The following is a 20426-nucleotide window of genomic DNA, read 5'->3' as shown; positions in this document are numbered from 1 at the left end:
TCAGCTCTTCGCGGGGTCCTTGAGCCCGACGATCGTGAGATCGGTCATGTTCGTGCTGGGGTAGTAGTTCGTGATGTTCTCGCCCGGGAGGAAGATGCCCTTCTCGAGCACGAGCGGTGCGATCGGCGAGAGCTCCATGATCTGCTCGTCGAGCTCGCCCCAGGCGGTCGCAGCCTCCTGCGGGTCCTCCATGGCGCGGATCTCGTCGATGCGCTGGTTGATCTCGGGGTCGTTCAGCTGAGCGAGGTTCTGGTTGCCGCGGTCGACGATGTTGCGACCGTCGAAGAGCGGCGGGATGAACGTGCTCGCGCTGGACGCCCAGTCCGGGCACCAGCCGGTGATGGCGGCGTCGTTCTGCTTCGCCGGCGTCGCGATCGTCTCGTAGTAGATCGAGGTGTCGATGACGTTGAGGTTCGCCGTCACGCCGATCTTCTCGAGCGACTGCTGGATGGCCTCGGCCTGCGCCTGCGCGGTCGGCTGCGAGCGGATGTCGAGGGTGAACTCGAACCCATCCGGCATGCCGGCCTCGGCGAGCAGCTCCTTGGCCTTCTCGGGGTCGCCCGCGTGGCCTTCGCTCGGGTAGAGGTCGAACTCCTTGTGGCCGGTGACGGCCGGCGGGATGATCGCGGTCGCGACATCCGCCAGCTGGTTACCGCCCGAGGCGTTCTGCACGGTGGCCCGGTCGATCGCCCAGTTCACGGCCTGGCGGACCTTCACGTCGTCGAACGGCGCCTTCGACGTGTTCATCGACATGTAGGTCGTGCAGTACGCGTCCGCCGAGATGGTGCGCTCCTGCAGCTCCGGCGTCTGCAGACGCGGGAGCGACGAGCCGCTGATCTTGGAGGCGATCGCGCTGGCGTCGCTGCCCTGGCCGGCGATCATCCGCTCGTCGATCGTGGCGGGGTCGATGCCGATCTCGAACTCCCACGCGTCGGGGTACGCCTTGCGCACCTCGTCGGTCTCGGGGTCCCAGTTCTCGTTGCGCACGAGGCGGATCGAGCTGCCCGGCGTGTAGCTGTCGAGCGTGTACGGGCCCGAGGCGATCACGTCGCTGATGAACTCGTCGCCCGCGCCGGTGCCCTCCGGGAACGGCACGGCGTTGGCCTGCGAGAGCACGTTGTCGAACTCGGGGAACGGCGCCTTCAGGTGGAAGACGATGGTCTTCTCGTCCGGCGTCTCGATCGTCGGGAGGTCACCGGAGACGTACGGGCCCTGGTAGTCCTCCGGAGCGTCGATGACCATCTTCAGGTACGGCGAGCCGATGCCGATGTCGGGGTCCCAGGCACGCGAGATGCCGAACTTCACCTCGGCCGAGGTGATCGGGTCGCCGTTGTCGAACTTGAGTCCGTCCTTCAGCGTGTAGGTCCAGGTCAGGCCGTCATCGGACGCCTCGCCCAGCCCCGTCGCCATGTCGGGGACGATCGCGTTCGGGTCTTCGGCGTCACCCGAGGTCTGCATCGTGAGCCCGCGGTAGAGCAGGCGGTAGAACGCGTTGACGCCGCCGTCCCAGCCCCGCGCGGGGTCGAGGTACGAGAAGTCCGCGTTCTGCAGCATGTGCACGGTGCCGCCGGACTGGGGCCCCGTCGTCTCCTGGTTGGCGGCCGGCTCTTCGCCACCGCCGCCACCGGCGCAGCCGGTGAGAAGCAGAGCGCCGATCACGCCCAGCGCGAGCGCGCCCTTCCTCATCTTCGTAGTCACAGCGTCGGTCCTACCTTCCTTGTGCCCCATCGCATGATGGGGAGACTACAGCGAGCAATACGCGAGTGCAATGTACAACTGCACTCTTTCTAGCGGACCTCTTGGCGCGTCGGAAGCAGGGAAACGAGAACGTCACGAGCCGCGCCCCAGATGTAACGCGCGCGCAACATGGGCGGGCGCGGGCTGACGGCCGACGCCTGGGAGCCGACGGCCGGCATCCGGGAGGGGATGTGCGCTCGGGAGGATGAATTCCGCGCAGTTCCTCCTTCGCCGTGCACTTCTCCTCCCGAGTGCCCAGCGCCACGCCGCACGACCCTGTCAAGGGCGGTGACACCAGGGCCCAGCCGCGATCGGATGGTGCCATGAGCCACGACGACAAAGACGAGCACAGCAAGTCCCTCACAAGCCACGACGGACAGCCGAGCGACCTGGAGGAGGCGTCGAACGGCACGAACGAGGCCTCCGCCGAGTCCGTCGACGACAGCCAGGCGCACCTCGACGGGATGGGCATCGCTCCCGACGAGCCGGCCTGAGCCATCCGCGACAATCGGGGGATGACCAAGCGACGACACCGCGCCGGCATGACCCCGGTGGACGGCCAGGGCCTCGCTCTCGGGGATGTCGGCGGCACCCACGTGCTGCTGCGCCCCGATCGCCTCAGCTACATGAAGGACGGCCGCGAGAGCGCGTCGGCCGCCTGGCATGACGTGCGCAGCATCGAGCTCGACATCCCGACGACCGGATGGCGTGTGCCGGCTGTTGGGGATGTCGTGATGCCGCTGCTCTCCGGCGTCTTCGTGAGCATCATCGATCCGCCCGAGGTGCGCCCCTTCTACGTCACGGTCCGCGTGCCGGGCGTCGAGCACGAGTGGGAGGTCGGCTCGCACCACGTCGTCGGCTACAGCCGCCGGAGCGCCGACCTCATGAAGCGCACGGTCGAGTACCTCCACCGCACCGCCGCCGCGCGCGCGATGCTGCGCGAGCCCGAGCACATCCTCGAGCGCCTGCCGTCGAGCTGAACGCGCGCCAGGCGACGCCCCGGTTTCCGCTCCCCCGCGCGGATGCGCTTCACTGGACGCAGCACTGCTGCATCGCCGCGACGACGCGGCCCGGAAGGAGCATCCCTTGTCCCTGCTCGACTCGCTGACGTCCGCTCTCGCGGGCGGCGCCATCCGCTTCATCGACCTCACGAACCCGCTCTCGGCCGAGACGCCGACCCTGCGCCTGCCGGAGCCGTTCGCGAACCTCGTCGACTTCCGCCTCGAGCAGGTGAGCGCGTACGACGAGCCGGGCCCGTTCTGGAAGCACCACAACGTCACCACCGGCGAGCACATCGGCACGCACATCGACGCTCCCGTGCACTGGATCTCAGGCCGCGAGGGGCACGACGTGTCGCAGATCCCGCCCGCGCGGCTCATCGGGCCCGCCGTCGTGATCGACAAGCGCGCCGAGGCCGAGGCCGACCCGGACTACCTCCTCGACATCGCCGACATCGAGGCGTGGGAGGCCGAGCACGGTCGCCTGCCCGAGAACGGATGGCTGCTGTTCCGCACCGGATGGGATCAGTACGCCGATTCGCAGGAGGCGTTCCTGAACGCGGACGACACCGGCTCGCACACGCCGGGCATCACCGCGCGGGCGGCGGAGTGGCTCGCGACCGAGCGCCCGATCTCGGGCTTCGGCGTGGAGACCGTCGGCATCGACGCGGGCCGCGGCGCGGAGCTCGACCCGCCCTTCCCCGCCCACTACCACCTGCTCGGCAACGACAAGTACGGCATCACGTCGCTGCAGAACCTCGCCGAGCTGCCGCCGACCGGCGCGGTGCTCATCGTCTCGCCGCTGCCGATCGTCGGCGGCACCGGCAGCCCGGCCCGCGTGTGGGCTCTCGTCGAGGACGCCGCCGCGGCCGCGGCCGCCCGGTGACAGCCGGCGACGTCACGGTCGCCGAGCTCGTCGGGCGCACGCTCGCCCGGCTCGGCGTCGGCCGCGTGTTCGGCGTCGTGGGCAGCGGCAACTTCCACGTGACGAACGCACTCCGCGACGCGGGCGTTCCGTTCACCGCGATGCGCCACGAGATGGCCGCCGCGACCGCCGCCGACGCCTTCGCGCGGATGTCGTCGACGGTCGCCGCCGTCACCGTGCATCAGGGGTGCGGGCTGACGAACGCGACGACCGGCATCGCCGAGGCGGCGAAGAGCCGCACGCCACTCCTCGTGCTCGCGGCGGAGGCCAGCACGGGCGACGTCACGAACAACTTCGCGATGGATCAGGATGGACTCGCCCGCAGCGTAGGAGCGGTCGCCGAGCGCGTCCACTCGGCCGAGACGGCGCTCCGGGATGTCGTCCGTGCGTTCCGGACGGCCCGTGACGAGCGGCGCACGGTCGTCCTCAGCCTGCCCATCGACATCCAGGCGCGGCGGGTTCCGGCCGAGCTGCTCGAGGCGCCGCTGCACGCGGACGCTCCCCTGCCCGTCGCGCCCGATGCCACCGCGGTGTCGGTGCTCGCGGATCTCGTCGAGCGGTCGGAGCGCCCGGTCATCCTCGCCGGACGCGGCGGACGCTCCGCCGGCGCCGAGCTGCGCGAGCTCGGGCTCGAGGCCGGTGCGCTCCTCGCCGTCGGCGCGGTCGCGAAGGGCCTCTTCGCGGGCGACCCGTTCGACCTCGGCATCTCCGGCGGATTCTCCTCGCCCCTCACCGCCGAGCTGCTGCAGGACGCCGACCTCGTGATCGCATTCGGCTCCGCCCTCAACAACTGGACCACTCGCCGCGGAACCCTCATCGGGCCATCCGCCGCTCTCGTGCAGGTCGACGTCGAGCCCGGCGCGCTCGGGGCCATCCGCCCGATCACGCTCGGAGTGCTGGGCGACTCGACGGCGACCGGCCGCGCGCTCACCGCCGAGCTGCGCGCCCGCGGCACCGCCCGCCGCACCGGCTACCGCACCGAGGAGGTCGCCGCACGGATCGCGACCGCGTCGCGGTGGCGCGACGTTCCGATCGACGATCTGTCGACATCCGCTCGCATCGACCCGCGCGTGCTCACCGCACGGCTGGATGACCTGCTGCCGCGCGAGCGGATCGTGTCGATCGACTCGGGCAACTTCATGGGCTACCCGAGCCAGTACCTCGAGGTGCCCGACGAGTTCGGGTACTGCATGACGCAGGCGTTCCAGTCCATCGGGCTCGGGCTCTCGACCGCGATCGGCGCCGCGCTCGCCCGACCCGACCGGATGGCCGTGCTCGGCACCGGCGACGGCGGCCTGCTGATGGCGATGAGCGAGTTCGAGACCGCCTGCCGGCTCGGGCTGCCGCTCGTCGTCATCGTCTACAACGACGCCGCATACGGCGCGGAGATCCACCACTTCGGCGCCGATGCGGACCTCGCGACGGTCGAGTTCCCCGACACGGACTTCGCCGCCATCGCCCGCGGGTACGGAGCGACGGGCTTGACCGTGCAGACGGTCGACGACCTCGACGCGGTCGCCGAGTGGGTCGCGTCAGGGCCGTCGGCGCCGCTCGTCATCGACGCGAAGATCATCTCGGATGGCGGATCCTGGTGGCTGCAGGAGGCCTTCGCCGTGCACTGAGGCAGCCGTCATCCGATGGGGATCAATCCCCCTTTGGAGGCCGCTTCACAACACTGGGCTCGGCCGCAGTTCCTTCGAAGGGAACGCAGATTTGTTCCCCGTCCTTCGCGTAGATCACGCCAGCGTGCTCGTTTTTCCCCACTCAATCGCCGAGAATAACGCTCCGCCGAGACTCATAATCCGCGACGAGCTAGCACCGCGTCGGCGTGATGAGTCAGGGGGATCAAGGAGTAGCAGTCGTGCCTGCTCAGTCAGTCGAATCGGGTGCAAGAGGCTCGAGCTGAGGAAGCTCCTCAAAACGACCACTGGTATCGCACGACTGTTCTTCCGGATGCGATTCGGGCAGGGTCACTATCATCCTGTGCTTCTCGTAAATTTCGATCACGTCTTCGTACGTCTCCATACAGTCGTAAGTCGTGGTGAGCGACGGAGTGACAAGTTGCGGGATCACGCCTACCAGCAGGGGCACTGCGCCGATGGCGGCGACCACGATCGCCGTCACCGAAGCGGACCTTCGGTTGGCGCGCGCTTCCGCTCGCACCTCAGCCAATTCTGCCGCGCGTCGAGCAGCTGCCGCCTCTTGCAAACGGGCGACTTCCTCACGGCGTGTCATCGCCCCACCGCCCGTCTTCTGCTCGCCCATCGGGCTGGCCCTCCGGCATGGAATGCTCGTGAGAGCGAGTAAGTCGAATACGCCTCAGCTCGCGCATTTGGCGCTCCAGCTGGTCTGCAAGACGGTCTTCTCGCCTCGCAAGGTTGGCCAGCAACATAGAGCGAAAGATCCCGCCGAGAACTAATCCAAGGAGGAGAGCAACCAAAGCCTCCGTCGAGGAAACTGGGAGGGCAGTCTCGAGCAGAACTTCAAGAACTCCCCACATGCAGGCGATAACGGCGAAAATCGAGACGACGGCGACGGTACCACTAGTAATCCACATACGCTCACGGCGGAACATCTGAAGCTCCTCGTCAGCGAGGTCGCTCATCTTTTCTTGTTCCTCCAGGGAGGTGAGCTCATCCCTAGTGAAGCCCGAGCTGTTCGTGTCGCCCGACGGTTTTATGATCATGCGCGTGATCGTAGGAGCGTCACCCGTGATGCGCAATGCGCCGTTTCTCCGATCGCAGTTCTCAAGCCCCCGCCGGTCGGTCCAATTCCCCTTCTTGGCTGTATCTCCTCCCGGATTGGAGATGCGGCCCGACCTCAAGTGCGCCATCCCCCTCTGGTGCCGGTTGCGCGACGCTCCTATACTGCGCTCACCGACGCGCGACTCGATGTCGAGCCGGGCGTCGACACAGCGCTGTGATCGACGGGTCGACTGGGGACGGCTATGAGCGCAACCCGACGGGGAGAGGGCGCATTCGGTCGCGCCCTCGTCACGCTGGACGGCGACGAAGGCCTCTACCTGGAAGCCGCGGACCCCGCGCAGGGGCGGTTCGTCGGCGAGCCATTCGCCGAACTCGTCGCCGCGTGGCGCATCGAATCCCGCTTCCCTGACGCTCAGACAGTCGCACGTGTCAGCATTCGCGTGAAGGGCGATCGCCACCGAGTCGCCGTCCTCGTGAAATTCAAAGGGCAGGCGTCTGTCGCGCGGCCGCAGTCGGAATCGGCGAAGGAGTCGGTCTTCGTCGTCTGGGGCGTGCCGCCGGGTTCCCTCGTTCAGGTCGTGGACTTTCCCACGGCCGATGCTCTGCTCTCGTGGATGCAGGGCTCTGGCCTCCTGGAGATCTCCGACACCATCTCGACGAGCGCCGACGTAGGGCACCGGAGCGATATCGCTCGCGGCGACGTCGCCTTCGAGGCCGAGGGGCTTCCAGATGCGTTCGTCCCCGCCGCTTCGCCTCCCGAGTCCGAGCTCGACGGCGAGGTGCCGAGCGAGCCGACGCAAAGTGCCCCGCCGCCGCCGCAAGCAGACGACGAACCGAGCGCCGAGACGAGCATGCGCCCCGCACCGACCGAGCCGCCATCCGACGCGCTCGCGCACGTCTCGGGCGAGATGCCGGCGACGACGCAGAAGGGCGGCATCACGGTCGTCGAAGCGCGCCTCAGCAGAACCGAGCTCACCCCCGCGCCGGGGAGGGCGTCCGCAACCGCGGCCATCCAGGTGGATCGGGACGGTCCCGTATGGGTGAGCATCGCCGCCCGCGGCTACCGCCTCGTGGAAGGCGTCCCGCGCGTGCAGCAGCTCAGCATGAGCGCGGGCAGCGCCATAGACACAGACAGCACCATAGACACCGTGCGTTTCCCGATGGAGGCCGTCGATCCGGGTACCGCAGAAGTGACCCTCGTGTTCCGGCAACGGGACGAGTTCCCGCTCGCCACCCTGCGACTGGTGTCGCTGATCACGCAGCACGAGGCGCAGGACGAGCGTGTGCGTGCGCAGGCCGCGGCGGTGAAGCCGGAGGCTGCCCTGCGCGAGCTGCCCACACTCCGCATCGATGAGACCGTCGCGGACGGCAGGTCGTATTTGGACGTCGGCGTGCAGGTCGGCTCGTCTCACGTCGAGGGGCGGGTGCGGACGGTGGATAAAGCCGGGCTTATCGCGAATGTGTACGGACGGATCGCCGCCCTGCGCGCCGAGCGCCACCGCTTTCCTGAGGGGGAGGATGCCGAGACCAAGCGGATGCGCGCGCTCATCGCGCTCCGCGCGATCGGCGTGGACCTCTCGCTCCGGCTCTTCACTCCCGAGGTGCGGCAGTTCCTCTGGGACCGCGTCGACGAGTTGGACGAGCTCGTCATCCAGACCACCGGCGAGTTCGACATCCCGTGGGAGATCGTCTACGTCAGCGACCCGACCCGGTCGGTCGCCGACGAGCCCGAGGTGTTCGTCGACCACTTCCTCGGGATGCGCGGCGCCACCCGCTGGGTGTACAACACCGCACTGCCTCGGGAGGTGGTGGTGCGCCGCGGCCGCGCGAAGTACCTCTGCCCCGACTACAAGGGCCCCGGGCTCGCCCTGTCCTTCACGCGCGAGGAGGCTGCGCTTATCAAGAGCAGGCTGCACGCGCGCGTGGTTCGGCCGGGAACGGCGGCGGCGATGTCGAAGCTGATGGCGAGCGGATTCGATCTGCTCCACTTCGCCGGGCACGGGGTGTGGTCGGACGCACCACCCGACCAGCGCCTCCTGCTTGCGCGGTATCGGAGGGACCATCCCACCGCCCCCGACACGTCCTATGCGGCGTCGATCCTCCGCCAGGATCTGCCCGACGCGCTCGCGTCACCGAGACCGTCCGCCCCGCGCATGGTGTTCCTTAACGCCTGCGACGTCGGTCGCATCGACACCTCGGTCGTCGGGCTCGGGGGCTTTCCGGAGGCCTTCCTCCGAGGAGGGGTGGGCGTCTTGATCGGATGCTCGTGGGCCGTCGACGACGAGATCGCCGGCGCGTTCTCACGGCACTTCTACGAGGCCCTCGAGAGCTCCGACATCGGCACCGCTATGAAAACGGCGCGGAGCCAGGCCCTCGTCGACGACGACCTGTCGGCGCTCGCATACGTGGCGTACGCCCATCCGCACGCCCGAGTCACCATCACCTGACGCCGCCGACGCACCGAAGCGGCATCACCCTCGACGAGGAGAGGCAGCCATGAACGCGAGCACCGGAACCGAGACCGCGCCGTCGAGCACACGCGGCGTGCAGCTCACCCCCGATCAACTCGAAGCCCTCAAACCCCACGTCATCGCGCTCGACGACGGCCGCCTCGGGCGGGAGGCGACTCCGCATCCGCAGACCGCGCAGCGGTTCACGACCGTCGAGGCCGACATCGACGCGATCTTCCGCACGCACCTTCCCGCGTTCATCGAGGAGAAGGGGCTCGGAACGGTGCCCATCGTCCTCTACGCGCACGGCGGGCTCGTGGGCGTCGAGGCCGGCTTCGCGACCGCTCATCAGCAGGTGCAGTGGTGGAAGGACAACGGCGTCTATCCCATTCACTTCGTGTGGAAGTCGGGCGCGATGACCGCCATCTGGGATGCCATCGGCAGGTGGGTCACCGGCGGCTCTCGCGGGCCGCTCGGCGACGCGAAGGACTTCCTCATCGAGAAGGGGGCGCGCGCGATCGGTGGCGAGCCCGTCTGGCGCGACATGAAACTCGACGCCGCGGCATCGAGCGACAAGGCCGGCGGCGCGCGGGTCTTCGTGACGAAGCTCCGCGAGTGGATGAAGGACAACCCCGATCGCGCGAGCATTCATGCGCTCGGGCACAGCGCCGGGTCGATCTTCCACTCGCACCTGGTGCCCGTCGCGCTGGAGGCCGGCATCCCGCGGTTCGAGACGGTCACGTTCCTGGCGCCCGCCGTGCGCATGGACACGTTCCGGACGCTGCTGCTGCCGCACACCGACAAGATCGGAAAGCTGACGATCTTCACGATGACCGAGAAGGCAGAGCTCGATGACAACTGCTTCACTCATTACGGAAAGTCGCTGCTCTGTCTGGTGTCCGCCGCGTTCGAGCCGAATCCCGGCACGCGCATCCTGGGACTGCATAAGGACATCCAGGCGGATGGCGCGGTGCGCGACCTGCTCGAGGGCCCCGGTGGTGAGCTGGTGCTGACGCCGAACAAGAACTCGGGTGATCGCGCGAGCGGCGCCGACAGCCACGGCGGCTTCGACAACGACGGCCCCACCATGGAGAGCGTGTTGCTGCGGGTGACCGGGCTCCGGAAGCCCATCGTCTCCTTCCCCGAAGGCGCGCGCTCCGCCGACCCGCTCGACGACATCGCCATGCCGGATTCGCCACGTGGAATCACCGGCCAGACCGCCCTCTGCGTCGGCATCGACGACTACAAGCAGCCATCCGATCGTCTGAAGGGGGCCGTCGAAGACACGCAGTCGTGGGGCGAGGTGCTGCGGGGCGCTGGCTTCACCGTCACGACGCTCACGAACAGCGATGCCACGCGGGCGAACATCCTCGGGGCGCTGTTCCGGATGGTCACGACCGCCGCACCCGACGACGTCCTCGTGTTCCAGTACGCGGGCCACGGCACCTTCGTCACGGATGAGCAGGGCGGCGACGAGAAGGACGGCAAGGATGAGGCCATCTGCCCCGTCGACTTCCGCGAGGGGCAGCTGATCCTCGATGACGACCTCGCCAGGATCTGGGATCTCCTCCCCGACCGCGTCTCGCTGACGATCTTCTTCGACTCGTGCCACTCCGGCAACGGAAGCCGGAGGGTCTCCGAGAGCGAGGTGTCCCTCCCCCGCGGCGTCGAGCTCACCGAGCAGGACGAGTACGAGTTCCGCGCGGCTCGCGGGATGGCGGCGCCGCGGGGCAGAACCAAGGCGCTTGAGCGGGTCAAGGATTCCGAGACGGACACCACGCCGGAGGCCGCGGGCGAGACGTCTCGACAGCGGGAGGTGCTGTTCGCCGCCTGCGAGTCGCAGCAACTGGCCTGGGAGACGAACGGCCAGGGCGACTTCACGCGCACGGTGGCGCCCCTGCTCGCGGAGCACATCGGGAGGATCTCGAACCGCGCGTTCTTCGAGAAGATCGTCGCGACCTTCGACGCGCACCGCCAGACGCCGTCTTTCACGGCGCTCGATGAGCACTCGGAGGCGCTGCTGCTCTCGCACGGCGGGAACGCTGTCGAGCGCACGGACGACGGCGGGGTGAGTGAAGCGGGCTCGGATGGCGCGGTTCTGGCTGTCGGCGGAGCCGTGGCAGCGAGCGGCTCCCGGAAGGACGCGGCTGTCGCGCAGATCCTTCGCGGCCTCGCGGATCTCATCGAGGGCTGAGGCGCGCGCCGAGCAGTTGCGCGAGAGCGCTAACCGCTAGATTCTGCAAATGGTCTCGTATTCGCGCCTCACTGACCGCGGCGCTGTGGAACGCGCTATCGGCGAGTTCGAACGACTCGGTCGAGACTCCTTTCTTCATGAGCACGACTTCGGAAAGGCACGCGAGTATTTCCTCGTCACAGATCGCGGCAGCTTCGACTCGAAGGCGATCTTCGGCGTCGCGTACGGGTATCAGCACGGGGAGCAACTCACTTCCAACGAGTTCCACGGGGGACGTCGGGGGGCTGCAGGCCGTCTGGCCGAGCTCGGCTTCGTCATCACCGGCATCAATGATTTCGATCGAGGCGAGTAGCAAGGATCGATGGTGGTGCCAAGCAGTCAGTTCCCACGCGTCGCACAGTGGCGCCGCTGAGCGTGTCTCTAGGTGTACTGACCCGGAGCGTTGTTGACATAGGAGAGGCCTCCGGGGTCGAGTTGGAGCTGTCTAGGTTCCCTCGAGTCCACGGAGGCCTCTCGTGTCCCACGCTAATGCCCGGCTGACTCCGGCGGGCAGGTTGATCCTGGTTTAGCGCATCCAGTCCGGCCGTGCGGTCGCGCACGTGGCAGCGGAGATGGGCATCTCCCGCACGACCGCGTGGCGGTGGTGGCAACGGTTCCGCGAGCATGGCCCGGCGGGTCTGGTCGACCGTTCCAGCGTCGCCCATTCCCATCCGCACCGGACGACGTCGTGCGTGGAGGCGCGAGTGCGGATCATGCGTCACCTCACCCGCCGTGGCCCGGCGTCCATCGCGGATCGACTGGGCATGCACGCCTCGACCGTCGGCCGAGTGCTGCGCCGTCACCGCGCGCCGCTGCTGCGGGAGCTGGACCCGGTCACCGGGGCGGTGATCCGCGCCACCCGCCGCTCCGCGCAGCGCTACGAGCACGACCATCCCGGGTCGCTGATCCACGTCGATGTGAAGAAGCTCGGCCGGATCCCCGACGGCGGCGGGTGGCGGGTGCACGGCCGCAGCGAGAAGGTCCGCGGCCGCGGGATCGGGTACGACTACGTCCATACCGTCATCGACGATCACTCCCGCGTCGCCTACGCGGAGATCCACGACGACGAGAAGGGCACCACAGCCGCCGAGGTCCTGGAACGCGCGATCGCGTTCTACGAGGCCCTCGGGGTGAGGGTCGAACGCGTCATCAGCGACAACGCCCTCGCCTACCGCCGTTCCGCGGCATTCCGCAACGTGATCAACGAGCACGGCATCACGCACAAGTTCATCAACCCCCACTGCCCGTGGACCAACGGCAAGGTCGAAAGGCTGAACCGCACCCTCGCCACCGAATGGGCCTACGCCCACGCGTTCACCTCCAACGCCGATCGCGCTGCGGCCTTGCCCGCCTGGCTCGACTACTACAACCTAGACAGGCGCCACCTCGGCATCGGAGGCAAGACCCCCATCGACCGAATCAACAACGGTCGGGGTCAGTACATCTAGGCCCACGAAGTCCACTCAGTGTTGGAACGGTGATCAGGGGCACAGCTCGTGCGCGAGTTGCGTGACTTCGCGCCGGAGCTGCTCAGGGGTGCCGCCCAGGCCGACGGCATGGACGACGACGGTTACTCCGGCCGTAGGGATGCGAAGAGTTCGCCGCGGCTGATCCTCGGCGACGTAGATGAGGTGCGCTGTCGGTACGCCGAGGGCTAACGCGTAGGCCGTCGCCTGGTACACATCTCCGTTAGCGACAGACGAGACCGACTCGATCGCCTTGTACTTCGTGTCCGCGACGGTGCGCGGTCCGCTTCCGTCGTAGATCACGACGTCTGGGCGTAGCGTCACGACCTTGTCCGCATCGAGCCACCAGCTCTGGTCCTGCGCGAGGAGTCGACCTCCGCGCTTCCCGACCTCGTCATCGAGGACATGCGCGACGAAACGCTCGAAGACGTTCGCCATGTTGAGAAGGAATGTGCCGCCGTGGTGCGCTCCTTCCGTTCGGGTCCACGCGACAGCCTCGAGGATCACCCGCGCGAGCTGAAGCGCGGGCGCGTAGTGGGAGTTGAGCCGCGTCACGGTGACCGTCGGCAGCGGTGCCCCGCGACGCACCACTCCGACCTCCGCGAACAGAGGAAGCACGCGGTTCAGTGCCCGCTCTACGGCTCGAGGCAGCCCTTCCAGTTGCTTGAGCACCCGCAGCGCTGCGTGCAGCAGTCGGTTCGCGGGGATGTCCTCGGTGTAGTCGTCGTAGTCGATCTCGACGGGGAGCGGCAGGCCCGGTCGCACGCTGAGCTGCCGAGCAACATCCCACCGCCCACGCACTACCGAGGAGGACTCGGATGTCTGCTGATAGCCCTTTACGAGTCCTCGGCGGGTCGCCGTCGCTACTTCAGCGATGAGAGCCTGAGCGAGCGCGGACGGCAGCGAGCGATCAAATCCTGCATCGATCGTGCGAGGGTCGATCGAAAGCTGCACCCGCCCGAGCGAGGCCATGTAGACAATGCTCTCGATCGGCGTTTTCGGCACGACACGGACAGTGAGGTCTCGGAGCGCGACCGCTCCCACCTGCTTGACGTCCGTCGCCCGCCACCTCCCGGGCGCCGAAGTGGGCGTCACTCGGCAGAAGCCCACTTCGGCGAGCGCGATCGCTTCCTCGCTGGTGACGTCGATCAGCGTCTCGCCGACCTCGCGCACCGTGACGATGCGAGGCATGTCAGGAGGAGCTCTGCGAGTCAGCACTCTCCGAGCGGAACTCACTCGTGTCGTCGGGCATATTGCGAACCGCAGAGAGCACAGTGCGCAGAGAGAAGGCCGAAGCGACGTCAACGGATGTGCCGAGATGGCGCTCCTCGAGGAGGGGCATGAGGTTCTCCGCCCAGATCGCCGCGAGGTCCTCTTCGGTCAGGTTCTCGCGACGCAACAGGTGGCTCGGGCCGATCCGATCCTCGCGTTCGCGAATGCGGGAGTTGAGCTCCGCGAACAGCTTTGCGAGCGGGAGGTCCTGCGGATGCTGCTCGGCCCACCTCTCGACGATGCGCGCGACCGGCGGGACGTCCGGATGGAGCTCGAAGAACGCGAACCTCCGTCGCATGGCCGAGTCGAGGAGCGCAATCGAGCGGTCGGCGGTGTTCATCGTGCCGATGATCAGGACGTTCGGCGGAAGGGCGAAGGTGTCTCCCCCGTCGTCTCCCGAACCCGCGTACAGAAGATCGATGGGCTCATCCCGGTACTCGAGCAGGTAGTACAGCTCGCCGAAGACCTTCGACAGATTCGCGCGGTTGATCTCGTCGATGAGGAGCACGTGGGCGACGTCTGGGTCTTTCCGCGCGTCGTCGGCGATCCGCCGGAGCGGTCCCTTCGTGAGCTCGAACACGAGCTGACCGTTCTTCTCCCGCGGCCGGTAGCCGGCGAAGAAGTCCTCATAGGTGTATGAGGGATGGAACTGGATGCGCCGAGCGGCGTCAGAGCGTTGCGTGATCGCTCGGGTGAGCGCCTTCGCCACATAGGTCTTTCCCGTTCCGGGAGGCCCATAGAGGATGATCTGTCCGCGCCGATAGAGGGCGTCGACCACCCGGCGGAGCCATTTTGTGTCGAGAGTCAGCTCCTCACTCAGCGCGTCGTAGTCGACCTCGCCCGGGGCGAACCCGCGCGGGTCGACGCCGATATTCGGTGTGAGTTCGTCTTCCTCGGTTTCAGCCTTCGGAGCGAGGCTCTCGTCAGCGGCCGCCGGCGGAGCAAGCTCCTGCCACCGCTCGCGCAGCGGGAGCTTGTAGAAATCGATCGGCTTGCCGTTCTTCATCTGCAGCGCGATGACGATGCGCCGCAGATCCTCGTCGGCGTCGTCGCTCGGCTGGCCGCCGATCTCCCCGATGAACGCGTCGCGGATCCGGTTGCGATGGTCAGCGGAGACGATCGGCCCGAAGAAGCCGGGATGCACGAGATACATCAGCGAATAGCGCTGCGTCGGGAAGTTGTCGCCTTCAAGACTCCAGATGAAGTCCCGCCAGGCTTTCGGCTCCGTCAGCACTCTCTCTTGCTCGTCGCTAGTGAGCTCCACCCACGCCTTCGCGAGGTTCACGATCAGAGTCACCGCGTGGTTGACCCGCGACATCATTCCTGTCCCGGGGTTGAAGGCGCCTCCACCGAAAGCCTCGTCGAAGAGGTTCGGGATCGAGACAGGATGTTCCATCTGGCGCAGCACGGACTGCACCTTCTCCGTCTTCTTGGCGTGGCCCATGGCGGTTGCGATCGGCAGCACTTGCAGAGCCACGATCTCGGCCATCAGAAGCTTGACGTCGTCATCTGCGCCAGCCAGCTGGGACGTCAGGTTCTCGATGAAGTCGGCTCCATCGATCTTTTCGGCGGTTGTCCAGCGGTGATGGAGCGCGTCGATCGTTGTCTCGGTCCAGACCGCCCTACCCGGAGCGAAGATGGAGCCGGAGCCGCGCAGGCACTGCTCCACCCAGACGCGTGCCGCCTCCAACAGCTTCCGCTGGGCGCTGTCAGACGATACCCAGACGCTGGGCAGGGCAGCTTCGATCGCCGACTGCAGCTCGACCCGCCCCAGCGCGTAGCGACGGGTTGCCTCCGCGTAGAGCTCCTCTCCCTCGAGGTCGGCGAGTGCCTGCTGGCCTTCGGGAGTGATCGCCCATCTGCCGGATCCGTCGGGGTGTTTGTGCAGCCAACCGGCCGCGACGAGGTCGGCGCTTGACCAACGCCAATCTGACTCCCCTCGGGAACGCCGCTTGGAAACGGGCTCTTGCTCGTGCTCGGTCAGCGGAACCCGTCGCTGCGCCTCGTCCCAGATCTCGCTGATGGGGAGATAGCCGTCGGCTGCGCGGTCGGCCAAAATCTCGAGGGTCGCTCGCGCGCGTGCAGCACGTTGCACCTTGGCGTCCGAAGTCACAAAAACCTCCTCCTCGGGGAATAGCCCTGAGTCTATGAGGAGACTCGCTCTCGTCGCCCTCGGGATTAAGATGCGATAGCAGCGGAGCGTCCGGATCGTGGTGCGCAAAGTAGGACGCGCAGAAGCAGAGCGAGAAACCGCGAGCCCATTCGCAGGGGGGGTGACTGATGCCAACATCAGAAGGTCCGGGGCGATGGGCCAGTGACGAAGCCATGCTGGACTTCGCGCGCGGTTTGGGAGCGAGCGAGACGCACCTGAGGATGTCCGAAGCCGCGGCGAAGGTGAAGTATAGCGCTCGCCTGCTCGAATACATGAAAAGCATTTCGGGTCCGCGGTGGTGGCCTTTTCAGTCACGGCCCACTCTCGCTGACGTTCCGGAGGACGCACTTCGGGAAGCAATCAGTGCCTACCGGATCGCTCGCATGGCCTCGGAGGAACGGGCCTGGCCCGCGATACCAGCTGCCGCAACACGAGCGCCGTCGACCCCTGCCCGCGAGGAGATATCACGCGGGGAGCTGATCCGGCGACTTAATGCGGAGATATCAAAGAGTCGCTCAACCTTGTTGTCCCGCCATAAGGGTCTACTAGCGGCAACAGTGGAAAAGCGTATCAATAGGGAGCGCCAGAGACTCGACGCTGTGTGGAGCGAACTGCAACCAAATCGAGCTACGCAGGCAGAAATTGCCTTCCGGACAAGGGTCGGGAGCCTCATGCAGGAGGCGCGAGCCCTGGCCGACGAACTTGCAGCAGTCGAAGAACGCAAACAAGCTCAGCAGGCGACTCATCGAGCGAACATTGCTCCGCCAGCACCGCAACCCTACGGGGTATCGCACGTCGGAGCTGAGGTTCTTGTAGCGGACTGGATGCGCTATTTGGGCGTGAACGACGCAACAGTGACGCCACCCACAGCAGACGGAGGAGTGGACGTTGATAGTGCGAAGTTCATCGCACAGGTGAAGAACTACGTTGGCTCCGTGCCCGTAGAGGAACTGCGCGCACTACAAGGAGTGGCAGCGGTTGAGGGCAAACAGGCCCTCCTGTTCACGAGCGGATCCATCACCGCTGCAGGAATCTCCTTCGCGAGGCGCGCTAAAATCGCCCTCATCCGGTACGACGCGGTTCGCGGCGAATTACGAGGCCTGAACGAACTCGGCACAAAAGCGGTGAACGTCGGCATTGTTGCGGCATTCAACAGGGCAGACGGCGGACAAGTGACGACGTGAGGACTTGGTGTCGCGACACTTCGCCTCCGAAGCGTGGCACAATGAGAACATGTCGCTTCTGAAGCCTTTACCGCTGCAAAAGGAGGACATGCTCAACGCATTCCGCCTCGGAGCTCAAGCTGCCTTCACTCTTCGACAGCTTCCACTGCAGGGCGAAGGCGCCAATCTCGCACTTAATGAGGCCGCGTCCAGACTGATCAACGTGCCACTGAACGAAATCACCTTTCGACGAATGATCGCGCTTTGGGGGCACGACGACAACGAGAACGGCCCATCGCATCAAATCACCTACTGGCAATGGCTACTCGAGACGGTTGCCATCGCAGCCTCGGCAGCATTTTCTGTCAGCCTGCGCTTCCGGCTCGAGCGGGGTGCGCCCCTTCCCGAAGAATACATGAATTGGAGTCGACGGCACCGCAGGGCGACCGAATTTGAGTTTAAAGAGAAGACGCAGGACAAAGCACTCAGTAATCGTGAAAGCATTCTCGAGAGGTTTGGGGAACGGGAACTCAAGCTCGCTCTGCTGCGCGAAGGCGACATAAGAGCGAAAGCTCGGGCCGACGCTGATAGGCACGAAAGGCTACTCGAGAGGGGAAACATCGGGTTGATCGGGAAGCCGACGAAACCAGACGTGGAACGCGCGGCCGCGCCTGCAGCTCAGCCGTACGGGGTTGCGCACGAGGGCGCGGAAGCACTTTGCGCTGCATGGATGCGTCATCTCGGTGTTGCCGACGCCGCCGTCACGAGGTTCAGCAGGGACGGAGGAATCGATGTTGATTCACTTAACTTCGTCGCTCAGGTGAAGAACTACAGCAAGAAGTACGTCTCGGTGAAGGAGGTGCGGGAACTGTTTGGAGTCGCCAAGCACTGCGGGAAGTTTCCCCTGCTGTTCACGAGCAGCGGCTTGACCACCGATGCGCAAGACTTCGCTTCATCGGCTTCCATCGCGACCTTCCGCTATGACGCCATGCAAGGCGCTTTAATTCCTCTCAACAGACTGGCCGCTTTGGCTATTCGCGATGGTATATCTCGCGCGCCCGCCGAAGAGGCAGATGCATAACCTCTCGGGCGCATCACGCAAGTCACCCATTCGCTCGAATTTACTCGCAGCCACCACTCCCAATCGCTCGCACTTCAGCCGGCGGCCGCGCGACGAGCACCTCGCCCTTGCCGTCCACCGCGATCGGCCCGTGGTTCGCCGGCACGAGGTGCGTGCTCCCGGCCGCGACCGCGTCCCCGTCGAGCGTCACCGACCCACGCGCGACGACGAGGATGGCGTAGCCCGCGTCGACGACGGATGGGCCCGCCACCGGCACCCGCTCGAGCCGAAAGTACTCATCAGCCGCGGCCGGGAAGACCGAACCGCGCTCCGGCGCGGTCTGCACCAGCGACGCCAGCTCCTCTTGCGACCGCGCCCGTCGGTTCACCGCCTCCAGAGCGACGTCGAACCCGAGGCCGAGGTGGCCGTCCTTCGCGCCGTCAAGCTGAAAGCCCTGCCACTCCAGGAGGATCGACAGGTCCTCCGGCTGCTGCAGCTCGAGCAGGAAGACTCCCGCGCCGATCGCGTGCAGCTCCCCCGGCGGCACCCAGACGACATCGCCCGGCTCCACCTGCACCTCGTGCAACAGGCCTAGGAGCGCGTCGACATCCTGCGTCTCCACCAGCGCCGCGAGCTCCGAAGCCGACACATCCCGCCGCAGACCTACATGCACCGACCCGCCCTGCAGGATGTACCAGGCCTCGGCCTTGCCGTGCGCGTGACCCAGGTGCTGCGCGGCGAACGAGTCGTGCGGATGGGCGTGCACCGGCAGCCGCTGCCCGGCGTCGAGCAGCTTCACGAGCAGGCGAGCGTCGTCACCCCAGCGGCGGACGTGCTCCGCGCCGAGCCAGAACTCCGGGTCGGCCGCGATCGCGTCTCGCACCAGCGGCCCGTGCGGCAGCCGCGACAGCCCCAGCTCGGATTCGCCGAAGATCGTCGTGACGGAACCGACCCAGTCCTCCGGCTCGCGCTCCGGCGCCGCGTCCTCCCCGCGAAAGGCCGCAATCCGCTCCCCGCCGCGGTAGAAGCGCTCGGGTGGGCGGTTCGACGGCAGCTCGACGATCACGCGGCCGCCTCCTCGCGCGAGGCGCACGCGGCGACGAAGCCTCCCACGAAGGTGTCGCCGAGCCCGATCGTGGTCGGCGACGCGACGTCGATGTCGAACGCCGCGACGCCGGTGACGTCCGGAAGAGAGGCCACGACTCGAGCTCCGCCCGCATGCCGCGGCAAGGCCCCGGTCTCGTCGAGGTCGGCGGACGTGAAGCGGTCGCCCAGGCGGAAGCGGGTGGCGGCCATCCGCACCGCGCTCTCGAGCGCCGCCTCGTGCCGGTGCGCCTCCGGGCCAATGGCCAGCGCCCAGTACCGCGTGTGCACCGCCAGCGCCGGCGCCGGGATGAGCCGGTGGATGTCCTGAAGCGCGGCCGAGACGTCCGCCACGTCGAGCAGGTTCACCGGACGCCCGAGGTACTCCTGCAGCTCGTCCTCGTTCATCCCGTACACGTCGATCCGCGGCAGCAGGCGGGCCCGGATGGTCTCGGAGAACTCCCGACGGTAGAAGCCCGCGTCCTCGTAGTAGACGAGCGCGCCATCCGGCAGCGACCGCATCGCCGCGAGCAGCGCGTCCAGCCGACGCTCCAGCAGAGCAGCGTCCTGCATGGTGTTGAAGCCGGAAACGAGGAAGATGTCCGCGTCGGCGAGCTCCCTCCCGAGGTCCGCAGCGAGCGCCATCTCCCGGTTCGGCGCATCGTTGGCGAAGATGAGTCGGTTGGGTGCCGGTGCGATCACCTCCGCGTCGACGAGCTGCACGCGGGCTCCGGCGGGGTACTGCACGATGAGGTGGGGGTCGAGCGAGTCCTCGGTGGCCGAGCAGACGTAGCGGATCGACGACGGCAGCAGGCGCCGCACGTTGTCGTCGATGCTCACGAGGTGCTGCACGCTGGGGATGCCGAGCTGGTCGAGGGCGAGCCCCGCCCGCACCCCGGTCCCGCCGAGCGTCACGGCCTTCTCGAACCGGTCCGCGAACCGCTCGAGGATCTCTGACGACGTCACGAACCGCTCCCCGCCGCCACCCGCGGCGACGAAGGCGAGGATCGTGACGACGAGGGACCGCTCATCCGTGATCGGCGCCGATGTCGTCAGCTCGGCACGGCGGATGGCGAACTCGTCCGCCAGCGCGTCGAGCGTCGCCGCGTTCCACCGCACCTCGTAGTCGACGGTTCCGCCGAGCCCCAGAACGAGCGATCCCATGCCCGACCCCCTCCCTCG

Annotated in this window: 17 protein-coding genes; 10 read left to right on the top strand and 7 right to left on the bottom strand. The window is 67.1% G+C overall.

Annotated features, from left to right (window positions below; genetic code table 11):
* A complete protein-coding gene (locus D7D94_RS11395) occupies positions 1–1698 on the bottom strand; it encodes an ABC transporter substrate-binding protein (RefSeq protein ID WP_246171781.1) in 1698 nt (565 codons plus the stop codon).
* Between the two features lie 362 nt (positions 1699–2060).
* Between D7D94_RS11395 and D7D94_RS11390 the strand changes: the two genes are divergently transcribed.
* The 4 genes from D7D94_RS11390 to D7D94_RS11375 all read left to right on the top strand — a co-directional run bounded on the left by D7D94_RS11390 (position 2061) and on the right by D7D94_RS11375 (position 5282).
* Entirely contained in the window at positions 2061–2231 is a 171-nt protein-coding gene (locus D7D94_RS11390; RefSeq protein WP_156242716.1) for a hypothetical protein, read from the top strand.
* Between the two features lie 21 nt (positions 2232–2252).
* A complete protein-coding gene (locus D7D94_RS11385) occupies positions 2253–2717 on the top strand; it encodes a hypothetical protein (protein ID WP_156242715.1) in 465 nt (154 codons plus the stop codon).
* 106 nt (positions 2718–2823) lie between these two features.
* Entirely contained in the window at positions 2824–3621 is a 798-nt protein-coding gene (locus D7D94_RS11380; RefSeq protein WP_156242714.1) for a cyclase family protein, read from the top strand.
* Positions 3618–5282 carry a thiamine pyrophosphate-binding protein gene (locus D7D94_RS11375; protein ID WP_156242713.1) on the top strand — a complete coding sequence of 555 codons (1665 nt, stop codon included), beginning with the start codon at positions 3618–3620 and terminating at the stop codon, positions 5280–5282. The genes D7D94_RS11380 and D7D94_RS11375 overlap by 4 nt, the downstream gene beginning before the upstream one ends.
* 247 nt (positions 5283–5529) lie before the next feature.
* On the opposite strand, the gene D7D94_RS11370 is transcribed toward D7D94_RS11375, so the two are convergent.
* Positions 5530–5925, bottom strand: a complete 396-nt coding sequence (locus tag D7D94_RS11370; protein ID WP_156242712.1) for a hypothetical protein — start codon at positions 5923–5925, stop codon at positions 5530–5532.
* Complete coding sequence (locus D7D94_RS14295; protein ID WP_173024315.1) at positions 5882–6823, bottom strand: hypothetical protein; 942 nt, start codon at positions 6821–6823, stop codon at positions 5882–5884. The genes D7D94_RS11370 and D7D94_RS14295 overlap by 44 nt, the downstream gene beginning before the upstream one ends.
* Between D7D94_RS14295 and D7D94_RS11360 the strand changes: the two genes are divergently transcribed.
* The 4 genes from D7D94_RS11360 to D7D94_RS11345 all read left to right on the top strand — a co-directional run bounded on the left by D7D94_RS11360 (position 6806) and on the right by D7D94_RS11345 (position 12496).
* Positions 6806–8812, top strand: a complete 2007-nt coding sequence (locus tag D7D94_RS11360) for a CHAT domain-containing protein (RefSeq protein ID WP_173024314.1) — start codon at positions 6806–6808, stop codon at positions 8810–8812. The genes D7D94_RS14295 and D7D94_RS11360 overlap by 18 nt on opposite strands.
* A 49-nt stretch (positions 8813–8861) precedes the next feature.
* Positions 8862–11009, top strand: a complete 2148-nt coding sequence (locus tag D7D94_RS11355; protein ID WP_156242709.1) for a caspase family protein — start codon at positions 8862–8864, stop codon at positions 11007–11009.
* A 49-nt stretch (positions 11010–11058) separates the two neighbouring features.
* Positions 11059–11361, top strand: coding sequence for a ScoMcrA-related endonuclease (locus D7D94_RS14380; protein ID WP_216648659.1), 303 nt, complete (start codon positions 11059–11061; stop codon positions 11359–11361).
* 220 nt (positions 11362–11581) lie between these two features.
* The gene (locus D7D94_RS11345) at positions 11582–12496 is read left to right on the top strand and encodes an IS481 family transposase (protein WP_246171940.1); all 915 of its coding nucleotides are present in this window, start codon (positions 11582–11584) and stop codon (positions 12494–12496) included.
* A 33-nt stretch (positions 12497–12529) separates the two neighbouring features.
* On the opposite strand, the gene D7D94_RS11340 is transcribed toward D7D94_RS11345, so the two are convergent.
* Positions 12530–13705 carry an McrC family protein gene (locus D7D94_RS11340; RefSeq protein WP_156242708.1) on the bottom strand — a complete coding sequence of 392 codons (1176 nt, stop codon included), beginning with the start codon at positions 13703–13705 and terminating at the stop codon, positions 12530–12532.
* Between the two features lies 1 nt (position 13706).
* Positions 13707–15899: an AAA family ATPase gene (locus D7D94_RS11335; RefSeq protein WP_173024313.1), complete on the bottom strand. Its 2193-nt coding sequence runs from the start codon at positions 15897–15899 to the stop codon at positions 13707–13709.
* 212 nt (positions 15900–16111) lie between these two features.
* On the opposite strand from D7D94_RS11335, the gene D7D94_RS11330 reads away from it, so the two are divergent.
* A complete protein-coding gene (locus D7D94_RS11330; protein WP_173024312.1) occupies positions 16112–17122 on the top strand; it encodes a restriction endonuclease in 1011 nt (336 codons plus the stop codon).
* A 49-nt stretch (positions 17123–17171) separates the two neighbouring features.
* Positions 17172–18182, top strand: coding sequence for a restriction endonuclease (locus D7D94_RS11325; RefSeq protein WP_156242705.1), 1011 nt, complete (start codon positions 17172–17174; stop codon positions 18180–18182).
* A gap of 40 nt (positions 18183–18222) precedes the next feature.
* On the opposite strand, the gene D7D94_RS11320 is transcribed toward D7D94_RS11325, so the two are convergent.
* Together D7D94_RS11320 and D7D94_RS11315 are read right to left on the bottom strand one after the other, a co-directional pair.
* The gene (locus D7D94_RS11320; RefSeq protein WP_156242704.1) at positions 18223–19227 is read right to left on the bottom strand and encodes a class I mannose-6-phosphate isomerase; all 1005 of its coding nucleotides are present in this window, start codon (positions 19225–19227) and stop codon (positions 18223–18225) included.
* Complete coding sequence (locus D7D94_RS11315; protein ID WP_156242703.1) at positions 19224–20408, bottom strand: ADP-dependent glucokinase/phosphofructokinase; 1185 nt, start codon at positions 20406–20408, stop codon at positions 19224–19226. The genes D7D94_RS11320 and D7D94_RS11315 overlap by 4 nt, the downstream gene beginning before the upstream one ends.
* Between the last annotated feature and the right edge of the window lie 18 nt (positions 20409–20426).

This window comes from Microbacterium oryzae (assembly GCF_009735645.1).
Classification (GTDB): Bacteria; Actinomycetota; Actinomycetes; order Actinomycetales; family Microbacteriaceae; genus Microbacterium; species Microbacterium oryzae.
This window is presented reverse-complemented; position numbering and strand designations above follow the sequence as displayed.

What these genes read in the sequence shown, in the direction of transcription:
- D7D94_RS11325 (WP_156242705.1), top strand. Translation starts at nt 17,172, where the DNA reads ATGTCGCTTCTGAAGCCTTTACCGCTGCAAAAGGAGGACATGCTCAAC.
- D7D94_RS11390 (WP_156242716.1), top strand. Translation starts at nt 2,061, where the DNA reads ATGAGCCACGACGACAAAGACGAGCACAGCAAGTCCCTCACAAGCCAC.
- D7D94_RS11370 (WP_156242712.1), bottom strand. Translation starts at nt 5,925, where the DNA reads ATGGGCGAGCAGAAGACGGGCGGTGGGGCGATGACACGCCGTGAGGAA.
- D7D94_RS11340 (WP_156242708.1), bottom strand. Translation starts at nt 13,705, where the DNA reads ATGCCTCGCATCGTCACGGTGCGCGAGGTCGGCGAGACGCTGATCGAC.
- D7D94_RS14380 (WP_216648659.1), top strand. Translation starts at nt 11,059, where the DNA reads ATGGTCTCGTATTCGCGCCTCACTGACCGCGGCGCTGTGGAACGCGCT.
- D7D94_RS11330 (WP_173024312.1), top strand. Translation starts at nt 16,112, where the DNA reads ATGCTGGACTTCGCGCGCGGTTTGGGAGCGAGCGAGACGCACCTGAGG.
- D7D94_RS11355 (WP_156242709.1), top strand. Translation starts at nt 8,862, where the DNA reads ATGAACGCGAGCACCGGAACCGAGACCGCGCCGTCGAGCACACGCGGC.
- D7D94_RS11385 (WP_156242715.1), top strand. Translation starts at nt 2,253, where the DNA reads ATGACCAAGCGACGACACCGCGCCGGCATGACCCCGGTGGACGGCCAG.
- D7D94_RS11315 (WP_156242703.1), bottom strand. Translation starts at nt 20,408, where the DNA reads ATGGGATCGCTCGTTCTGGGGCTCGGCGGAACCGTCGACTACGAGGTG.